The following is a 17,380-nucleotide window of genomic DNA, read 5'->3' on the forward strand; positions in this document are numbered from 1 at the left end:
GTTGGTGCCGAGCACAGGGCCGGGCACGACAGGATGATCTGAGTGTTCGGCGCGGGGACCAGCTGACGTGGGACCGGTCGGATGCGGCCGCTCGCGGGCGACCGCGTCGCACGGACCCCCACCGGATACGCCGAGACCGAGCACGGCCACGGCGGCGGCCACTCCGGGCCTTCCGGGCCTACGCCTGATCGCGACCTGGCACGTGCGGCCGGCCGACCGGCACGAAGACCGGCCGCGGACCCACGGGCCGCCCCACCGCCAGGTCCTGATCACGAACCAGAACCTGTCGCCGTGAGCTGGGCCTACGGCCACCGACCATCGACCGCGGTATCAGTCATCTAGGGCCAGAGCCGTTCGCTGGCCAGCCGCGCGCCCTCCGACAGGGCCCGGAACTTCTCCCACACCACCGTCGGGTGCACCTCGGGATGGAACGAGGCGCGCGAGGAGAAACCGCAGTCGGCGCCCGCGATCACGTTCTCCCGGCCGACGATCCCGGCGTAGAGCTCGATGGTGTCGGCGATCAGCTCCGGGTGCTCCACGTAGTTGCTCGCGTGGCCGAGCAGCCCGGGAATGAGGATCTTGCCCTCGGGCAGGCGCACGTCACGCCAGATCTTCCACTCGTGCTGGTGGCGGGGGTTGGCCACCTCGAACGAGTACGCGCCTGCGTTGATCTTCAGCATGTAGGGGGCGATGTCGCGGAACTCGAGGTCGTGGATACGCGGCCCGTGGTTGAGGCCGTAGCAGGTGTGCAGCCGGATCCGCTCGGCCGGGATGCCGCGCAGGGCGTGGTTGAGGATCTCGATGTGCTGCTCGGCGTCGGCGACGCGCTGCTCCGGGGTGGTGGCCGGGTTCTCCGAGAGGTACTCGATCAGCCACGGGTCGTCGATCTGCAGCAGGAACCCGGCCTCGACGATCGCCAGGTACTCCTCACGCAGCGCCTCGGCCGTCGCGGCGAGGTAGTCGTGGTAGTTCGCGTAGTACTCGTTGCGGCCGAACCCGCTCGGGCTGGTGGAGGGCAGGAACGCCTCGGTGACGCGGTCCTGGCCGGCCAGCGCCGCGCGCAGGTTGTCGATGTCGATCTGCAGCTGCGCCTGGCCGACGTAGCTGATCGGACCGGTGCACACCATCGTCATCATGGGGCTGACCTGGTCCTTGTACTTGCCCAGGTAGCCCGCGTAGTAGTCGGGGAACGCGTCGATCTCCACCTGCCACGACGGGGGCATGAGCTTCTCGCCCTGCGTCGCGTCGAAGCCGGCGAGGCGGTCCTTCACGTAGGTCAGGAAGCTGACCTTGCTCATCTCACCGTCGGTCACCACGTCGAGGCCGCAGCGCACCTGCTCGGACACGACGTCGGCGACGGCGGTGGTCACGCGCTTGGCGTAGCCGTCGGCGTCGTAGGGGCGGCCGTGCTCCTTCTCGCGGATCACCTCCAGCAGGTCGTGGGGCCGTCCGAGGCTGCCGACGTGGGTGGTGAGGATCCGCTCCGAGCTGCGCTGCATGGTTCCGGGACGCTAGGAGCGGGGTGGCCGGCGCGATACCCCCACGTTCGGCTGGGGCGAACGCGGGTGCAGTAACGGTGATCGGGAGCCGTCGTTTGATCACATGTGATCCGCTCCCGGGCCCTCGCGCTCGTCCTCCCGGCCGCCGCCCTCCTCGTCACCGTCCTCCCGGCCACCGCCTCCGCCGACACCCCGTACACGAGCTACGTGGCCCTGGGCGACTCCTACGCCGCCGGGCCGCTGATCCCGACGCAGATCGGCCTGCCGCCGGGCTGCCTGCGCTCGGACCACGACTACCCGGCGCTGGTCGCGCGCACGCTGGACATCACCGACTTCCGCGATGTCACCTGCAGCGGCGCCACCACCGACGACCTGACCGCACCGCAGAGCGTCGCGCTCGGCGTCAACCCGCCCCAGCTCGACGCGCTGGGCCCGGACACCGAGCTGGTGTCGATGACCATGGGCGGCAACGACATCGGCTTCGCCTCGATCATCGGGGAGTGCGCCACGCGGTCGCCGCTGGCGCCGCTGGGCGCCGCGTGCAAGGACTACTTCACCGCGGGCGGCACCGACCAGCTCGCGGCGCGGATCGGCGAGACCGCGCCGAAGATCGAGGCCGCCCTGGAGGCGATCGGGAAGCGGTCGCCCGACGCGAAGATCGTGCTGGTCGGCTACCCGGCGATCCTGCCCGACAAGGGCCCCGGCTGTTTCCCGGTCGTGCCGTTCAGCGCCGGCGACGTGGCGTACCTGCGCGGGGTGGAGAAGGAGCTCGACGCGATGCTCGCCGAGCAGGCGGAGAAGGCGGGCGCGGAGTACGTCGACACCTACACCCCGACGATCGGGCACGACATCTGCCGACTGCCCGGCACGAAGTGGATCGAGGGACTGGTCCCCACGGCCCCGGCGGCCCCGGTGCACCCCAACGCGCTGGGCGAGGCGGCGATGGCGAAGGCGACGGTCGCAGCCCTGTACTGACTCCCCCCACCCCGCGAGTTCGCCACCTCGCCCGGGCCGATCGGCGAACTCGCGGATCAGTGTTCGTCGTAGCCGTCGACGATGCGGGGCTGCATCGGGAAGCTCACCGGGGTGGGACCGAACAGGCGGCGGCCCGCCGTCGACGCCGCGGTCAGGACCGCCGCCGCCGTGTCCGCCGCGGCGTCGACGGGGACGTGCAGCACCACCTCGTCGTGCTGGAAGAACACCAGGCGGGCCGGGTTGCCGGTGGTGCGCAGGGACGAGCGCAGCTCCGCCAGCAGGATCAGGGCCCACTCGGCCGCCGTGGCCTGGACGACGAAGTTGCGGGTGAAGCGCCCGCGGGCCCGCGCCGCGGCCGGTTCCTCCTGGCCCGGGCGCGCGGGAGGGCAGGTGCGGCCCAGGTGCGAGCGCACCAGCCGGCCCTCCTCGCCGGCGCGGGCCGCGTCGTCGACGTAGGCCATCGCCGCGGGGAAGCGCTTCCGCAGCCGGCCCATCAGCTGCGCGGCCCGCCCGGCCCCGGCCCCGTACATGGCCGAGAGGAGGGCGAGCTTCGCGGTGGCGCGGTCGCCGTCGAACTCGCGGGCCGCCAGCGCGGCGTAGAGGTCGTCGTCGCCCGGGGCCAGGGCGTGGTCACCCGAGAGCGCGGCGAGCACCCGTGGCTCGAGCTGTGACGCGTCGGCCACCACGAGCTTCCAGCCCGGGTCCGCGCGTACCGCCGCCCGCACGGGCTTCGGGATCTGCAGCGCCCCACCGCCGCGGGTGGCCCAGCGCCCCGACACGACGCCGCCCACGACGTACTCCGGATGGAAGCGGCCGTCCCGCACCCAGGTGCGCAGCCAGGCCCAGCCGTGGGCGGTGTGCAGCCGGGCCAGCTCCTTGTAGGCGAGCAGCGGGGCGACCGCGGGATGGTCGACGTTCTTCAGCTCCCACGAGCGCGTGGTCTCCAGCTCGACGCCGACGCGGCCGAAGGCGCGCAGCACCTCCGCCGGGGAGTCGACGTTGACGTGCCGCCCGAACGCCGCGTCGACCTCCGCGGCCAGCGCGGCGAGCGTCGGCGGGCGGCCACCGAGCACCGGGCGGGCGCCGAGCGCCTCGGTGAGCAGCGCGTCGTGGACGTCGGTGCGCCAGGGCAGGCCGTCGGCCCGCATCTCCTCCGCCACGAGCCCGCCGGCCGACTCGGCGGCGACGAGCAGCCGCATCCGCGGGTCGGTGGTCCGGCGCAGCTGCGCGGCGTGGACCCGGACGACGTCGGCGAGCTCGTCACCCACCCGCCCGCTCGGGAACAGCGTCGGCGGCCCGTCGTCGTCGAGGGGCGGGTCGGGCTCCGGGACCCGGCCCTCGAGCCTCGCCACGGCGGCGGCGAGGCCGTGGGGCTCCCCGAAGTGCCCGTCCGCGCCCACCAGCAGTCCCTCGGTGAGCTCGACGTCGTGCGCGCGGGCGACCGACACCCCGGCGTCGATCAGGCGGCGGTAGGCGCGGGGCCGGGCGAGCACCCACCGCGGAGAGCCGTCCCGCTCCAGGTCCGCGACGTGGCCCAGGGACGGCAGGACCTCGGGTGGCACGACGACGGAGCCGTCGTCCCGCAGCCGCTGCACCCGCGGCGGGCGGTCGGCGGAGCCGGGATCGAGCGCGATGCGCACCACGCCCCCTCCTGACGAGCGGCACTCCCGTCGGAACCTAGGCGACGAGAGTGCCGCTCGTCGCAGGGGGATCAGGTCCGGCGGGGGAGCAGGCCCGCGAGCAGGCCCCGCTGCGGGACCCCGTCGATCCTCTCCGGCGCCGACCCCACCTCCGCCAGCACGTCGTTCGCCGCCAGCACCCCCGTCATCGACGCGCGCTCCATCAGGCCGGACAGGAACGGCGGGTCCACGTGGTCGCCCGCGATCCGGACGCCGCGGGCGTCGCCGGTGACCGAGGGGCGGGTGCCGGCGCTGCCCGGCGGGAACGTCGGAGCGGTGGCCTCCATGCGCTGCTGCAGGTGGACGACCTGTGCGGCGGCCGTCTCGGGCCACAGCGCGGCGAGCTCGGCGCGCATCCGGGCCGTGGCCTCGTCGACGTCGGAGGCCGTGCAGGCGTAGGAGTGCAGCTCCACGACCGAGCCGCCGGTGCGCGCCGCCCACTCCGCCGACGGGCGCTCCAGCCGCGAGTACACCGTGATCGAGTCGAGGGTGGGCTCGCGGCTCACCGCGTTGAACGTCGGGCGGTCCGGTGCGACGTCGCGGTCGAACCACAGCCGCGTGACCGCGAACGGCGGCGCCACCTGCACGGCGGCGGCCTTGCGGGCCAGCCGCGGCGCGACGGCGGCCAGGTCCGGGGAGGCGGCCACCAGCGAGCGCAGGGCCCCGGGCTCGGTCGCGAGCACGAGGTGCCGGGTGGAGAGCGGGGGGCCCGCGGGGACCGTCACGCGCCACCCGTGGCTCTCCGGTGCGAGCGCCAATGCCGGGGTGGACGTGCGCACCTGCGCCCCGTGCTTCTCCAGGTACGCCTGGAACGGCGCCCAGATGCACGTCAGGTAGTCGGTGTCGGGGGCGTCGAAGCCGATGCCCTCGGGGTTGCCCAGGAAGTAGTAGTGGAACATCGCGACGAGCTCGCCGGCCGACAGCGACCCGGGAGAGGCGAAGAACGAGCGGGCGAACGCCTCGAACAGCATCGCCTGCGCACGGTCGGACATGCCCAGCTGCTTCAGGAAGTCGGCCGCCGGCATCGCGTCGAAGGCCGCCGTCGTGGTGTCGCGGTCGTAGGCCAGCAGCTGGGCGGCGAGCGCCTGGTCGGAGGTCAGCAGGTCGCGGATCCCGAGGCTGGGGGAGCGCGCGAACAGCGCCAGCAGGTTGAGCGGCGGCGCGCCGGGCAGGCCCGTCAGGTCCTCCGGCGGCCAGTCGCGGGAGATCACCGGGTACCCGCCGACGGGGCGCAGGAACGACAGCTCCGGATCGATGCGGCGCAGGACCGACCGCCACGTGTAGTAGTGCCGGAAGAACGCGTGGAAACCGTGCTCGACCACCTGCTCGGTGCCGTCGGGCAGCGTGTGCGGCCACGCGCCGAGCCGGCCGCCGAGCGTCGGCGCGGCCTCCAGCAGCGTGACGGCGACGCCCCGCTCGGCCAGCACCACCGCGGCGCTGACGCCGGCGATGCCCCCGCCCACCACGACGGCCTCGGTGCCGGCGGGCACGTCGCGGGGCAGGCGCGGATCGGCGGGCACCAGCACCCGGGGCCGCATCCGCCCCGGGGCGGCACGGCTGGTCAGTTCACGGCTCACCCCTCCGACACTAGGGAATGCGCCGCGGGGCCGCCTGGTTGCCTCGATCATGACTGTCGAACTCGGCAAGTACGGCATCTGGCGGCACGAGACCGGGCTCTCGCCGGAGCTCGCTCAGCAGATCGAGGCGCTCGGCTACGGCACGGTCTGGATAGGCGGGTCACCCGCCGGGCACCTCCAGCTGGCCGAGTCGCTGCTCGCCGCCACCGACCACATCGCCGTCGGCACGAGCATCGTGAACATGTGGAGCACCCCCGCCGAGGAGGTCGCCCCCTCCTACCACCGCCTCGAGAAGGCCTACCCGGGCCGGTTCCTGCTCGGCGTCGGCATCGGGCACCCCGAGGCGACCAAGGAGTACAAGACCCCGCTGGCCACGATCGTCGACTACTTCGACGCGCTCGACGCCGCGGGCGTGCCGAAGGACGGCATGATCCTGGCCGCCCTGGGCCCCAAGGCGCTGGCGCTCTCGGCCGAGCGCAGCGCCGGCACCATCCCCTACCTGACCACGCCGGAGCACACCCGCCAGGCGCGCGAGCTCGTCGGTCCGGGCGTGCTGGTCGTGCCGGAGCAGAAGGTGGTGCTGGAGAGCGACCCCGAGAAGGCGCGCGCCATCGGCCGCCCGCCGGTGGACCGGCCCTACCTGCACCTGCGCAACTACGTGTCCAACCTCAAGCGCCTGGGCTACACCGACGAGGACGTCGCCGACGGCGGCAGCGACCGTCTGATCGACGCCCTGGCCGTGCACGGCACCCCGGAGGCGGTGGCGGCCGGCGTCACGGCGCACCTGGACGCGGGCGCCGACCACGTCTGCGCGCAGATCCTGACGGAGAAGGGCGGCGACCCGCTGCCCGCGATGCGCGCGCTCGCCGGGGCGCTGAAGCTCTCCTGACCCGCGGGTCAGTGGGGGTGGACCTGCGGGGCCGTCACGCCGCAGTGGGGGCACTCCTCCACCTTGATCCGGTTCTCGTGCACCTGCACGGGACGCCGGACGAACACGAACGACACCAGTGCGGCCGCCACCAGCAGGCCCGCGCTGGTGACCATCGCGAGATGGAAGCCCGCGGCGAACGTCGCGGGCTGCGTGTAGTCGGCGCCGCCGATCCCGGCGATGCCCGGGATGACCGCCACGGACAGCAGTCCCGCGGCCCGGGCCACGGCGTTGTTGACGCCCGACGCGGAGCCGGCGAACCGGTCGGGGGCGGCGTCGAGCACGGTGGCCGTGAGCGGGGAGACGGTCAGCGTGAGGCCGGAGCCGAACACCAGCACGGCCGGCAGGACGTCGGTGACCCAGGTGGCGTCCGCCCCGATCCGCAGCATCAGCAGCAGCCCGCACGCGCTGACCAGCGGGCCGACCGTCATCGGCAGCCGCGGGCCGATCCGTCCGGCCAGCGCGCCGGCCCGGGCGGAGAACAGCAGCATGATCGCGGTCAGCGGCAGCAGCGAGGTGCCGGCGGCGAGCGGGCTGAACCCGGACACGGTCTGTAGCTGCAGGACCAGCAGGAAGAACACCACCCCGAGCGCACCGTAGATGAGCAGCGTGGCCCCGTTGGCGGCGCCGAACACCGCATTGCGGAACAGGGCGGGCGGCACGAGCGGGTGCGGTGAACGCCGCTCCACCGCCACGAAGGCGACGAGCGCCAGCACTCCGACGGCGAGTGTCACCAGCAGTGCCGGGTCGGCGCCGCGCGAGCCCAGGCCCGTCAGGGAGTAGGTCAGCGCGCCGAGGCCCAGCGCGGCCAGGACCGTCCCGGTGACGTCGAGGCCGGGCGCGGACCCGGTGTCGCGGCTCTCCGGCACGTGCTCGAGCGCGACGACGATGACGAGCGCGGCGATCGGGAGGTTGATGAGGAACACCGCCCGCCACGTCCATTCCACGAGGAACCCGCCCAGGAACGGCCCGATCGCCCCGGCGATCCCGCCCAGCCCCGACCAGGCCCCGACGGCGGCGCCGCGGTCGGCCCCGTGGAACGACGCCGAGATCAGCGCGAGGCTGCCCGGGGTGAGCAGCGCCCCACCGACACCCTGGAGGGCCCGGGCGGCGATGAGCGTCCCGATGTCCGGCGCGAGCCCGCACGCGAGCGACGCCACGGCGAACCACACGACGCCGACCAGGAAGATCCGGCGGCGGCCCAGGCGGTCGCCCAGCGACCCGCCCAGCAGGATCAGCGACGCGAGGGCGAGCGTGTAGGCGTTGACGGTCCACTGCAGGCCGCCGAACCCGGCGTGGAAGTCGTCGCCGATGCGTTCCAGGGCGACGTTCACCACCGTGCCGTCGATCATGACCATGCCGGACCCCAGCACCGTGGTGAGCAGGACCCACCGCCCGGCCGGGGTGCCCGTGCGCAGCCCACCGGCCTGCGACACGGCCCCACCTCCTCGCTGCCCGAACGGGCGTGACGAGCGCACCGTACGCGGGCAGAATCACCGCGGTGCGGAGGTGGGCGGCGAGGACGCGGGCGGGCGCGGCGGCCCTGCTCGTCGCGGTCGGCGGCTGCGCCGCGGCGCCCGCTGCTGGTCCCGCCACTCCCGCCTTCCCGCCGCTGCCCGATCCCGTCACCGCGTGCACCAGCCAGCTCGTCCACTGGGCGGGGGAGGAGCTGCGCGACGCCGACCGCGGCTACGACTACCAGGAGATGGGCCTGGACTCGCAGCAGAACGACGCCCTGGCGGCCATCGTCGCCGCGGCGCGGAAGCAGGGACCGTCCGTGGTCGACGGGATGGCCCGCGACGCGTGCGCGCGTCTCGCCGCCCAGCCGCCGTCCTCCCCGTGGGGCTACTGACCGGGCCCGTAACCTCGGTGCCCATGGACGAGCAGTTGATCAACGTGTCGGTCGCCGACGGCGTCGGGGTGCTGGAACTCAACCGGCCCGAGCGGCGCAACGCGCTGAACGTGGCCCTGTGCCGCGCGATCGTCGACGCGGTCGGGTCGGTGCTCGCCGACGGCGCCCGGGCGATCGTGGTCACGGGTGCGGGCAGCAGCTTCTGCGCCGGGGCCGACTTCGGCGAGGTCTACACCGACGGCTTCCGCGACGCCCTGTACGCGGCCCTGCACGTCGTGACGGACGCGCCGGTACCTGTCGTCGCGGCCGTCAACGGGCCGGCGATCGGCGGGGGCACCCAGCTCGCCATCGCCTGCGACCTGCGGGTGGCGGCACCGGAGGCGGTGTTCGGGGTGCCCACCGCCCGCATCGGGCTGGCCGTCGACCCGTGGACGGTGCACCGCCTCGCCCAGCTCGCCGGTGGCGGCACCGCGCGGTCGCTGCTGATCGCGTGCGCGCAGATGGACGCCGGGCTGGCCCACGCGCGCGGCCTCGTCGACCGGCTGGGTGGCACCGCCGACGCGCTCGCGCTGGCCGCCGAGCTCGCCACCCTGGCCCCGATGACGCTGGCCTACAACAAGCTCACCGCCGACCGCACCGACCTCCCGGTGGACGACCCGATGCTTCTCCGCGCGTTCGAGGCCTGCTGGAGCAGCGCCGACCTCGTCGAGGGACAGCGGGCGCGCACGGAGCGACGCAGCCCACAGTTCCACGGACGGTGATGGATCACTGACCCGTCGTCACCTCGGCCGGGGCTGCTCGTTGGCGCACGCGGGGGCTCGCAGAAGGAGAGACGAACGTGGGAGTACACGCCCGGGCCGGGGCACGACGCCGGCCGCGTGCAGCTCTGGCCGGTGCCGCGCTGGCCGTCGTGGCCACGACGCTGATCGTCGGCGTCGGGAACGCGGCTCAACCCGCCTCGCCCGCGGCTCCCGCCGCCGCGGTGGGGGACAAGCCCGCCGCCACGCTCGTCGCGGGCACTCCCTGCACCACCACGGCGAAGGCCTGCGTCGACCTCGCCCGGCAGGTGGCCTGGCTGATCGACAACGGCGCGGTGACGCGCGGGCCGGTCGGCGTCTCCACCGGCGACCCGGACGACCCCACGCCCCGCGGGACCTTCACGGTCCAGTGGAAGGCCGAGCAGTACACGAGCCGCGAGTACCTCACGCAGATGCCGTACTCGGTGTTCTTCGCTCCCGGCGGCATCGCCTTCCACGAGGGCCGGCAGGACACCTACTCCGGTGGCTGCGTGAAGCTCGTGCACGACGACGCCGTGGCCTGGTTCGGCTACCTCCAGGTCGGCGACCAGGTGCAGGTCCATTGATTGACCAGAGTGGTGGCCATCACCGTTCTACTCCATGTAGAATCGCCATGTGCCAACCCTGGGTGAGCTCGAGCGTGCCGTCATGGAAACCCTGTGGTCGGCCACCGCGCCGGTCACGGCCCGAGACGTCCAGGACGCCCTCGCCGGCCGGGACCTGGCCACCACCACCGTGCTCACCGTGCTCGGTCGCCTGGAGCGCAAGGGACTGGTCAGCCGCGAGCGGGAGGGCCGGGCGCACCGCTACCGCCCCACCGCCAGCCGCGAGGACCACGTCGCCGAGCTGATGCGCGACGCCCTCGACGCCGCTCCCGACCGGGGGGCCGCGCTCGCGCGTTTCCTGGGCTCCATCCCCCCTGACGAGCGGGAGTCCCTGCGCGACATGCTCGACTGAGACACTCTGGCGTCATGGAACTGACGGCGCTGGGCCTGCTCGTGCTCGGCGTCGCCCTCGCCGAGCCGATCAGCCGCATGCTCGCACGCGCCCGCTGGCCCGCCCGCGACCCCGTCGGCGGGCTGCTGGTCTGGCAGGCCGTCGGCCTCTCCGGCGGGCTCGCCCTGCTGGGGGCCGGGGTGGTCTACGGGGTGGCGCCGCTCGGGTCGTCGCTCACCGAGGCGGTACCGGTGCTGGTGCGGGCGCTCGCCGCCGGCCGGCTGCCCGCCGGGCTCGGGGTGGCCCACGTCATCGCGCTCCTGCTCGCCCTCGCCCTGGCCCTGCGCCTGGTGGGGGTGCTCGTGGCCGTGTCGCTGCGGACGGTGAGGATGCGGGCCCGCCACCGCGACCTGCTCGACCTGCTCGGCACGCCCTGGCCCGCCGTCCCCGGCGCCCACGTGCTCGACCATCCCGTGCCCGTCGCCTACTGCCTGCCCGGGCTGCGGTCGCGGCTCGTGCTCTCGGCGGGGGTGCTCGACCAGCTCGACGCCGACGGTGTGTGGGCGGTGCTCGCCCACGAGCGCGCCCACCTGCGGGAGCGCCACGACCTGGTGGTGCTGCCGTTCGTCGCGTGGGGTGCGACGGCGCCGTTCGTGCGCGGGATGGTGTGCGCCCAGGTGGCCGTGGCGGCGCTGATCGAGATGCGCGCCGACGACGTCGCGGCCTGCCGGGTGGCTCCCGCCCAGCTCACGGGGGCGCTGCGCTCGATGGGCAGCGCGGCGCCGGCCGCGGCCCTGAGCTCGTTCACCGCGGCGCTCGACCACCGCCTCGAGCGCATCAGCACGCCACCGACGCCGCTGCCGCTCGCGCTCACCGTGCTCGTCCGGCTCGTCGCGTTCGGGCTGGTGGCGCTGCCCACGGCGCTGCTGGTCATCGTCTGACGCCGAGCGCGTCGAGGTGTCGCGGCGCCTCCGCCCAGGACCGCACCAGCCTCGTCCCGTGGTACGCCGTGCCGGCCGTCGAGGCACCGACGGGGGCGAAGCGGACCGCGTAGCAGCCCGGTCGGCGGTCCGTCTGCCCGGCTGCGGCGATCCGCCGGGACAGGCCGGCGACGTCGCCGGGTGGGGCCGGCCCGTCCTCAGCGCAGCCACGGGATGCCCAGGATGTTTCAGCGTCGTCACAGCGAGCGCGACGCATCCTCGGTACCGGAACCTCCACGACCGTCTGCGAGGCACTGCCGATGACGACACCACTGCTGCACACGGGACCCCGGGCCGCCACCGTCGGCCTCGACTGGACGGCGTGGGGCATCTGCGGCCGGCTCGTCGTCACCGACCCGGCGGCGGAGCAGCTCGCCCGGGCCGTGCTGGGCCAGGAGCTCGCCGCGCTCGGCCGCAACTTCCGCACCCAGCGGGCCACGCGCCGGGCCCTGCGCGACGGCGGATGGACGCCCCGCATGCCCGACGGCCAGGCGATCGGCCCGTTCCCGTACGGGATCACCGGGGGCTCCCCGGACGGGCCGGTGCACCTGTCGCTGCCGGCGCAGCGCGAACGGCACGACGCGATGCCGGTGCGGGTCCAGCGCGGCAGCCGGCTGCGGATCGGTCTGGGGCCGTCCCTGCGGGCCTGGACGGCCCAGCGCTGCGCCGAGGCCGTCGCCGAGGCCACGTCGTGCGGCGTGCTCGTCTGCATCGGCGGTGACGTGGCGACGTCCGGGCTGGCCCCGGCCGGCGGCTGGCGGGTGGAGCTGCCCGGCGCCCGGCACGCGGCGCCCGCGGTGGTCGCGATGGACGGCGGCGCGGTGTCCTGGACCGACCTGACCCGGCCGGGTCGCGGCGCGCGCACGCTCGTGGTGGCCGGGGGAGACCGCACGGTGCGCACCCACTGGACGGGCGTGGTGGTGGTCGCGGCCAACACCCCCGCCGCCAACGCCGCCTGCGCCGGGGCGCTGCTCTCGGGCCCGTCGGCGGGTCGGCGCCTCGCCGACCAGGGACTGCTCGGCCGGCTCACCGACGTCAACGGCCGGGTCCGGGAGGTCGGGTGGTGGCCGGGCACCGAGCGGTAGCGCTCCCGTCCGCTGACGGATCGGCCCCGGTTCCGGGCGTGTCGACGCACGGTGGTTACCTCCGAGGGCGCGCCCACCGGCGTCTCCGGGCGTAGCGTGGAAGGCGTGCCTCATGATCTTCCTGTTGATCTTCCCAGCACCCTGGGCGCCCTGCGCGCGTCCGGCCACGAGCTCCGCGGCGTCAAGGCCGAGATCCGCGACAACCTGATCGCCGCCCTCCGCGAGGGGCGTGACCCCTGGCCCGGCATCGTCGGGTTCGAGTCCACCGTGCTCCCGCAGTTCGAGCGTGCGCTCATCGCCGGCCACGACATCGTGCTGCTCGGCGAGCGCGGGCAGGGCAAGACGCGCCTGCTGCGCTCCATCACCAACCTGCTCGACGAGTGGACGCCCGTGATCGAGGGCTCCGAGCTCGGCGAGCACCCCTACGACCCGATCGCCCCGGCCACCATCCGCCGGGCCGCCGAGCTCGGCGACGACCTGCCCGTGACCTGGAAGCACCGCGACGAGCGCTACACCGAGAAGCTCGCCACCCCGGACACGGCCGTCGCCGACCTCATCGGCGACATCGACCCCGTCAAGGTCTCCGAGGGCCGCTCGCTGGGCGACCCCGAGACCATCCACTTCGGCCTCGTGCCGCGCAGCCACCGCGGCGTCGTCGCCATCAACGAGCTGCCCGACCTCGCCGAGCGCATCCAGGTCTCGCTGCTCAACGTGATGGAGGAGCGCGACATCCAGGTCCGCGGCTACACGCTGCGCCTGCCCCTGGACATCCTGCTCGTCGCGTCGGCGAACCCCGAGGACTACACCAACCGCGGGCGCATCATCACCCCGCTCAAGGACCGCTTCGGCGCCGAGGTCCGCACGCACTACCCCCTCGAGCTCCGCGACGAGATCGCCCTCGTCCGGCAGGAGGCCGACCTCGTCGCCGACGTGCCCAGCCACCTGCTGGAGGTCATCGCCCGGTTCACGCGGGCGCTGCGCGAGTCGTCGGCGATCGACCAGGGCTCCGGCGTCTCGGCGCGGTTCGCCGTGGCCGCCGCCGAGACCGTGGCCGCCGCGGCCCTGCGCCGCGCCGCCATCACGGGCGAGGAGCACGCGTTCGCCCGGCCCGTCGACCTCGAGTCGGTGCCCGCCGTGCTGCGCGGCAAGCTGGAGTTCGCCTCCGGCGAGGAGGGCCGCGAGACCGAGCACCTGGAGCACCTGCTGCGCCGGGCCACGGCCGACACGGCCCGCGCACGCCTGCGCGGCATCGACCTCAACCCGCTGGCCGAGGCCGTCTCCGGCTCCCCGGTCCGCACCGGCGAGCGCATCCCGGCCGTCGAGGTGGTGAAGGCCCTGCCCAAGGTCGCCGCCCTGACGGCGATCGCGAAGAAGCTCGACGCCGGCGGCACCGAGGACCCGGGCCCCATGGCGAGCGCGGCCGAGCTGGCGCTGGAGCTCCTCTTCCTGACGAGGCGCCTGGCCAAGGACGAGTCCGACGACGGTGACACGGTGTCCTATGGCTAGACGCAACCGGCGTTACGCCTACGGGCCCTACACCGACGGGCCCGATCCGCTCGCTCCGCCGTTCGACCTCCGTGCCGCCATGGACGAGATCGGACGCGACGTCATGGAGGGGGCCTCCCCGCGCACGGCGCTGCAGGAGCTGCTGCGCCGCGGCATGGAGAATCGCCGGGGGCTCGACGAGCTCACGCGCGAGGTCTACCAGCGACGCAGCAAGCTCCAGCGGGAGAACCGGCTCGACGGCACGTTGCAGGAGGTCCGTGAGCTCCTGCGACGCGCCCTGGACGCCGAGCGCGACTCACTGGGCCGCCAGGACACCGACGACGCCCGCTTCCGCGAGATGCAGCTCGACGCCCTGCCGTCCGACACGGGCGGCGCGGTCCGCGAGCTGAACGACTACGACTGGCAGTCCTCCGACGCGCGCGAGGCGTACGAGGAGATCCGCGACCTGCTCGGTCGGGAGATGCTCGACCAGCGCTTCCAGGGCATGAAGCAGGCCATGGAGAACGCCACTCCCGAGGACGTCGAGCGCATCCGCGAGATGCTCGACGACCTCAACGGCCTGCTGGCGAACCACGCCGCCGGGCAGGACACCACCGAGCAGTTCCAGCAGTTCATGGAGAAGCACGGGCAGTTCTTCCCGGAGAACCCCCAGAACACCGAGGAGCTGATCGACACGCTCGCGCAGCGGGCGGCGGCGGCCCAGCGGATGCTCAACTCGATGACGCCGGAACAGCAGCAGCAGCTGATGGAGCTGTCGCAGCAGGCGTTCGGCGACCCGCGGCTGGCCCAGGCCATGGCCCAGCTCGACGCCCAGCTGCAGGGCCTGCGGCCGGGTGAGGACTGGGACGGGCAGGGGCGGTTCCGGGGGGAGAACCCCATGGGCATGGGCGAGGCCACCCGGGCGATGGAGGAGCTGGGACAGCTCGACGCCCTGGCCGAGCAGCTGTCGCAGAGCTATCCCGGCGCGCGGCTGGAGGACATCGACCTCGACTCGGTCGGCAAGCACCTGGGCGACCGGGCCCGCGTCGACGCCCGAGCCCTGGCCGAGCTGCAGCGCGAGCTGGAACGCCAGGGCCTGTTCGACCGCGCCCCCGACGGCTCGCTGCAGCTCTCGCCCAAGGCGCTGCGGCGGCTGGGGGAGTCGGCGCTGCGCGACGTCGTCGACAAGATCGGGTCGCGGCGCGGCGAGCGCGACACCCACCGCTCCGGCGCGGCGGGGGAGGCCACCGGTGCCACCCGGCCGTGGGCGTTCGGCGACACCGAGGCGTGGAACGTGTCGCGCACGCTGCTCAACGCGCAGCTGCGGCAGGCCGGCGGCGACGACAGACGGCTCGACGTCACCGACGTGGAGATCGTCGAGACCGAGCAGAAGACCCGCGCGGTGGTGGCACTGTGCGTCGACACGTCGTGGTCGATGGTGCAGGACGGGCGCTGGGTGCCGATGAAGCGCACGGCGCTGGCCCTGCACCAGCTGATCTCCACACGGTTCCGCGGCGACGACCTCAAGCTGATCACCTTCGGCCGGCACGCCCGGTCGGTGGAGCTCGGCGAGCTGGTGGGCCTGGACGGCGCGTACGAGCAGGGCACCAACCTGCACCACGCGATGCTCCTGGCCGGCCAGCACCTGCGCCGCAACACCGACGCGCAGCCGGTGGTCCTGGTGGTCACCGACGGGGAGCCGACGGCGCACCTGCAGCCCGACGGTCACGCGCTGTTCGACTACCCCACCAGCCCGGAGACCCTGCGGGCCACGGTGGCGGAGATCGACAAGCTGACGGGGCTCAAGGCGGCGTTCACGTTCTTCGTGCTCGGCGACGACCCCCGGCTGGCGGTGTTCATGGACGGCATCGCCCGCCGATGCGGCGGGCGGGTGGTGGCCCCGACGCTGGACGGCCTGGGCGCCGAGGTCGTGGCGGACTACCTCAAGACCCGCCGCTGACGCGGCCCGTGCGCGGATATCAGGGTCGGGGCCCTGATATCCGCTCACGAGCTGCCAGGAGCAGTTCGATGGCGACGGCGAGTCGTTCGAGGTAGGCAGCCCGGTCGTCCACCTGGTGCTTGATGCCGATGGACGTGCTGATGAGGGTCTGCGCCACGCGTCGTGCCGTCTGCTCGTCCTCCGACGCCGGGATCGCCGTCGTGATCAACTGGGCGAACCGTTGCGGTGCCGTCGTCGCTGTCGGACCGAGCACGTCGGGATTGTCGGCCACGACTGCGGCGATGTCGCGCGTCAACGGGCCGATGTAGCGACCCGTCCAGTGATCGAAGGCCTCCAGCAACCGGTGCTGGAGGGGGTCGGACGTATCAGCGAGGGCCTGCTCGGCCGCGGCCAGGTCCTCGCCCAGCGACCGCTCCACGGCCTCCCGGAACAGGGCCTGCTTCGAGGAGAACAGGAAGTAGAGGCCGGGGCGGGAGATGCCCGCGTCCTGGGCCACCTGGTCCATCGTCGTCTTGCGGTACCCGAACCGGGCGAAGGTCACGAGTGCGGTCTGCAGGACCGCCGTTCTCCGGTCGGTGTGCACACGAGAACTGTACTCACTAGACAGATTGTGAAAATCTGTACAGTAGGGCCGTGGCAACCGACCTGATCACCACCGGATTCACGGAGCACAGCACGGCGGCCGAGGTGGTCCACGGCCTCGACCTCCACGGGCTCAGGGCCGTGGTCACCGGCGCGTCGTCCGGGATCGGGGTCGAGACCGCACGCGCACTCGCCTCGGTCGGTGCGGAGGTGACACTCGCCGTCCGGAACGTCGCCGCGGGCGACGCCACCGCGGAGGCCATCCGTGCCTCCACCGGCAGCAGCGCCGTCCGCGTCCGCCGGCTCGACCTCGCCGACCGGAGGTCGGTGGCGGGCTTCGTCGCCCAGTGGGAGGGCGCGCTGCACCTGCTGGTGAACAACGCGGGGCTCGTGACCGGGGGTCTCGATCGGACCCCGGAGGGATGGGAGCTGCAGCTGGCCACCAACCACCTCGGCCACTTCGCGCTGGCCGACGGGCTCCACGGTGCCCTGGCCCTCGGGGCGTCGCAGCGCGACGGGGCACGGGTCGTGTCGGTCAGCTCGACCGCCCACATGCGAGCGGGTGTCGACTTCGACGATCTCCACTTCGCACACCGGGACTACGACCCCCAGATCGCCTACGCCCAGTCGAAGACGGCCAACAGCCTGTTCGCCGTGGAAGCCACCCGACGATGGGCCGGCGAGGGCATCGTCGCGAACGCCGTCAATCCCGGCGGCGTCGCCACCGGGCTGCAACGTCATTTCACTCCCCGGCAGCGGGCGTCCCTCGACGCGGCCGAAGCAGCCGGCGTCTTCACCTACAAGGCCGTTCCCCAGGGCGCCGCCACCACCCTGGTGGCCGCCGTCGACCCTGCTTTCGCCCACTCGGGCGGCCACTACCTCGACGACGGTCAGGAGGCCTACACCGTGCCCGACGACGCCGAGATGGCCGACCATCCCCACGGTGTCAAGGCGTGGGCGCTCGACCCGGGCTTCGCGATCCGGCTGTGGACCGTCTCCGCCGAACTCGTGCGCGCGACCGGGCCGTAGGCGCTACTTTTCCGGC

Annotated in this window: 16 protein-coding genes; 11 read left to right on the plus strand and 5 right to left on the minus strand. The window is 73.8% G+C overall.

Features of this window, described 5'->3' with window-relative positions:
* Positions 1-338: 338 nt before the first annotated feature.
* Positions 339-1,499 (minus strand): cobalamin-independent methionine synthase II family protein, encoded by a 1,161-nt coding sequence (locus BGP03_RS25795; RefSeq protein ID WP_298797815.1) that lies wholly within the window; start codon positions 1,497-1,499, stop codon positions 339-341.
* A 105-nt stretch (positions 1,500-1,604) separates the two neighbouring features.
* On the opposite strand from BGP03_RS25795, the gene BGP03_RS25800 reads away from it, so the two are divergent.
* Positions 1,605-2,474 (plus strand): SGNH/GDSL hydrolase family protein, encoded by an 870-nt coding sequence (locus BGP03_RS25800; RefSeq protein WP_298797813.1) that lies wholly within the window; start codon positions 1,605-1,607, stop codon positions 2,472-2,474.
* Positions 2,475-2,530: 56 nt separating this feature from the next.
* Here BGP03_RS25800 and BGP03_RS25805 read toward each other — a convergent pair whose 3' ends face one another.
* Together BGP03_RS25805 and BGP03_RS25810 are read right to left on the minus strand one after the other, a co-directional pair.
* Complete coding sequence (locus BGP03_RS25805; RefSeq protein ID WP_298797809.1) at positions 2,531-4,117, minus strand: bifunctional 3'-5' exonuclease/DNA polymerase; 1,587 nt, start codon at positions 4,115-4,117, stop codon at positions 2,531-2,533.
* A 68-nt stretch (positions 4,118-4,185) separates the two neighbouring features.
* A complete protein-coding gene (locus tag BGP03_RS25810) occupies positions 4,186-5,730 on the minus strand; it encodes an FAD-dependent oxidoreductase (RefSeq protein ID WP_296375576.1) in 1,545 nt (514 codons plus the stop codon).
* A 49-nt stretch (positions 5,731-5,779) separates the two neighbouring features.
* Here BGP03_RS25810 and BGP03_RS25815 point away from each other — a divergent pair, with 49 nt between their 5' ends.
* On the plus strand, positions 5,780-6,619 hold the full coding sequence (locus BGP03_RS25815) for an LLM class F420-dependent oxidoreductase (protein WP_296375574.1): 840 nt from the start codon (positions 5,780-5,782) through the stop codon (positions 6,617-6,619).
* Between the two features lie 8 nt (positions 6,620-6,627).
* On the opposite strand, the gene BGP03_RS25820 is transcribed toward BGP03_RS25815, so the two are convergent.
* A complete protein-coding gene (locus BGP03_RS25820; protein WP_296375572.1) occupies positions 6,628-8,094 on the minus strand; it encodes an MFS transporter in 1,467 nt (488 codons plus the stop codon).
* Positions 8,095-8,159: 65 nt separating this feature from the next.
* Between BGP03_RS25820 and BGP03_RS25825 the strand changes: the two genes are divergently transcribed.
* The 8 genes from BGP03_RS25825 (at position 8,160) to BGP03_RS25860 (ending at position 15,753) form a co-directional block, all read left to right on the plus strand.
* On the plus strand, positions 8,160-8,510 hold the full coding sequence (locus BGP03_RS25825) for a hypothetical protein (RefSeq protein ID WP_296375571.1): 351 nt from the start codon (positions 8,160-8,162) through the stop codon (positions 8,508-8,510).
* Between the two features lie 23 nt (positions 8,511-8,533).
* Complete coding sequence (locus BGP03_RS25830) at positions 8,534-9,271, plus strand: enoyl-CoA hydratase (RefSeq protein ID WP_298797805.1); 738 nt, start codon at positions 8,534-8,536, stop codon at positions 9,269-9,271.
* 77 nt (positions 9,272-9,348) lie between these two features.
* The gene (locus BGP03_RS25835) at positions 9,349-9,873 is read left to right on the plus strand and encodes a L,D-transpeptidase (RefSeq protein WP_296375566.1); all 525 of its coding nucleotides are present in this window, start codon (positions 9,349-9,351) and stop codon (positions 9,871-9,873) included.
* Positions 9,874-9,922: 49 nt separating this feature from the next.
* Positions 9,923-10,264, plus strand: a complete 342-nt coding sequence (locus BGP03_RS25840) for a BlaI/MecI/CopY family transcriptional regulator (protein WP_296375564.1) — start codon at positions 9,923-9,925, stop codon at positions 10,262-10,264.
* A gap of 14 nt (positions 10,265-10,278) precedes the next feature.
* Complete coding sequence (locus BGP03_RS25845; protein ID WP_296375561.1) at positions 10,279-11,184, plus strand: M56 family metallopeptidase; 906 nt, start codon at positions 10,279-10,281, stop codon at positions 11,182-11,184.
* A 299-nt stretch (positions 11,185-11,483) separates the two neighbouring features.
* A complete protein-coding gene (locus BGP03_RS25850; protein WP_296375559.1) occupies positions 11,484-12,308 on the plus strand; it encodes an FAD:protein FMN transferase in 825 nt (274 codons plus the stop codon).
* 105 nt (positions 12,309-12,413) lie between these two features.
* Positions 12,414-13,814: a sigma 54-interacting transcriptional regulator gene (locus BGP03_RS25855; RefSeq protein ID WP_296375557.1), complete on the plus strand. Its 1,401-nt coding sequence runs from the start codon at positions 12,414-12,416 to the stop codon at positions 13,812-13,814.
* Positions 13,807-15,753 carry a VWA domain-containing protein gene (locus tag BGP03_RS25860; protein ID WP_298797802.1) on the plus strand — a complete coding sequence of 649 codons (1,947 nt, stop codon included), beginning with the start codon at positions 13,807-13,809 and terminating at the stop codon, positions 15,751-15,753. Before BGP03_RS25855 ends, BGP03_RS25860 begins: the two co-directional genes overlap by 8 nt.
* Before the next feature lie 19 nt (positions 15,754-15,772).
* Here BGP03_RS25860 and BGP03_RS25865 read toward each other — a convergent pair whose 3' ends face one another.
* Positions 15,773-16,336 (minus strand): TetR/AcrR family transcriptional regulator, encoded by a 564-nt coding sequence (locus BGP03_RS25865; protein ID WP_296375553.1) that lies wholly within the window; start codon positions 16,334-16,336, stop codon positions 15,773-15,775.
* Positions 16,337-16,386: 50 nt separating this feature from the next.
* On the opposite strand from BGP03_RS25865, the gene BGP03_RS25870 reads away from it, so the two are divergent.
* A complete protein-coding gene (locus tag BGP03_RS25870; protein ID WP_298797799.1) occupies positions 16,387-17,364 on the plus strand; it encodes an SDR family NAD(P)-dependent oxidoreductase in 978 nt (325 codons plus the stop codon).
* Positions 17,365-17,380: the final 16 nt, after the last annotated feature.

It is taken from the genome of Pseudonocardia sp. 73-21 (assembly GCF_001899645.1).
Taxonomy (GTDB): Bacteria; Actinomycetota; Actinomycetes; order Mycobacteriales; family Pseudonocardiaceae; genus Pseudonocardia.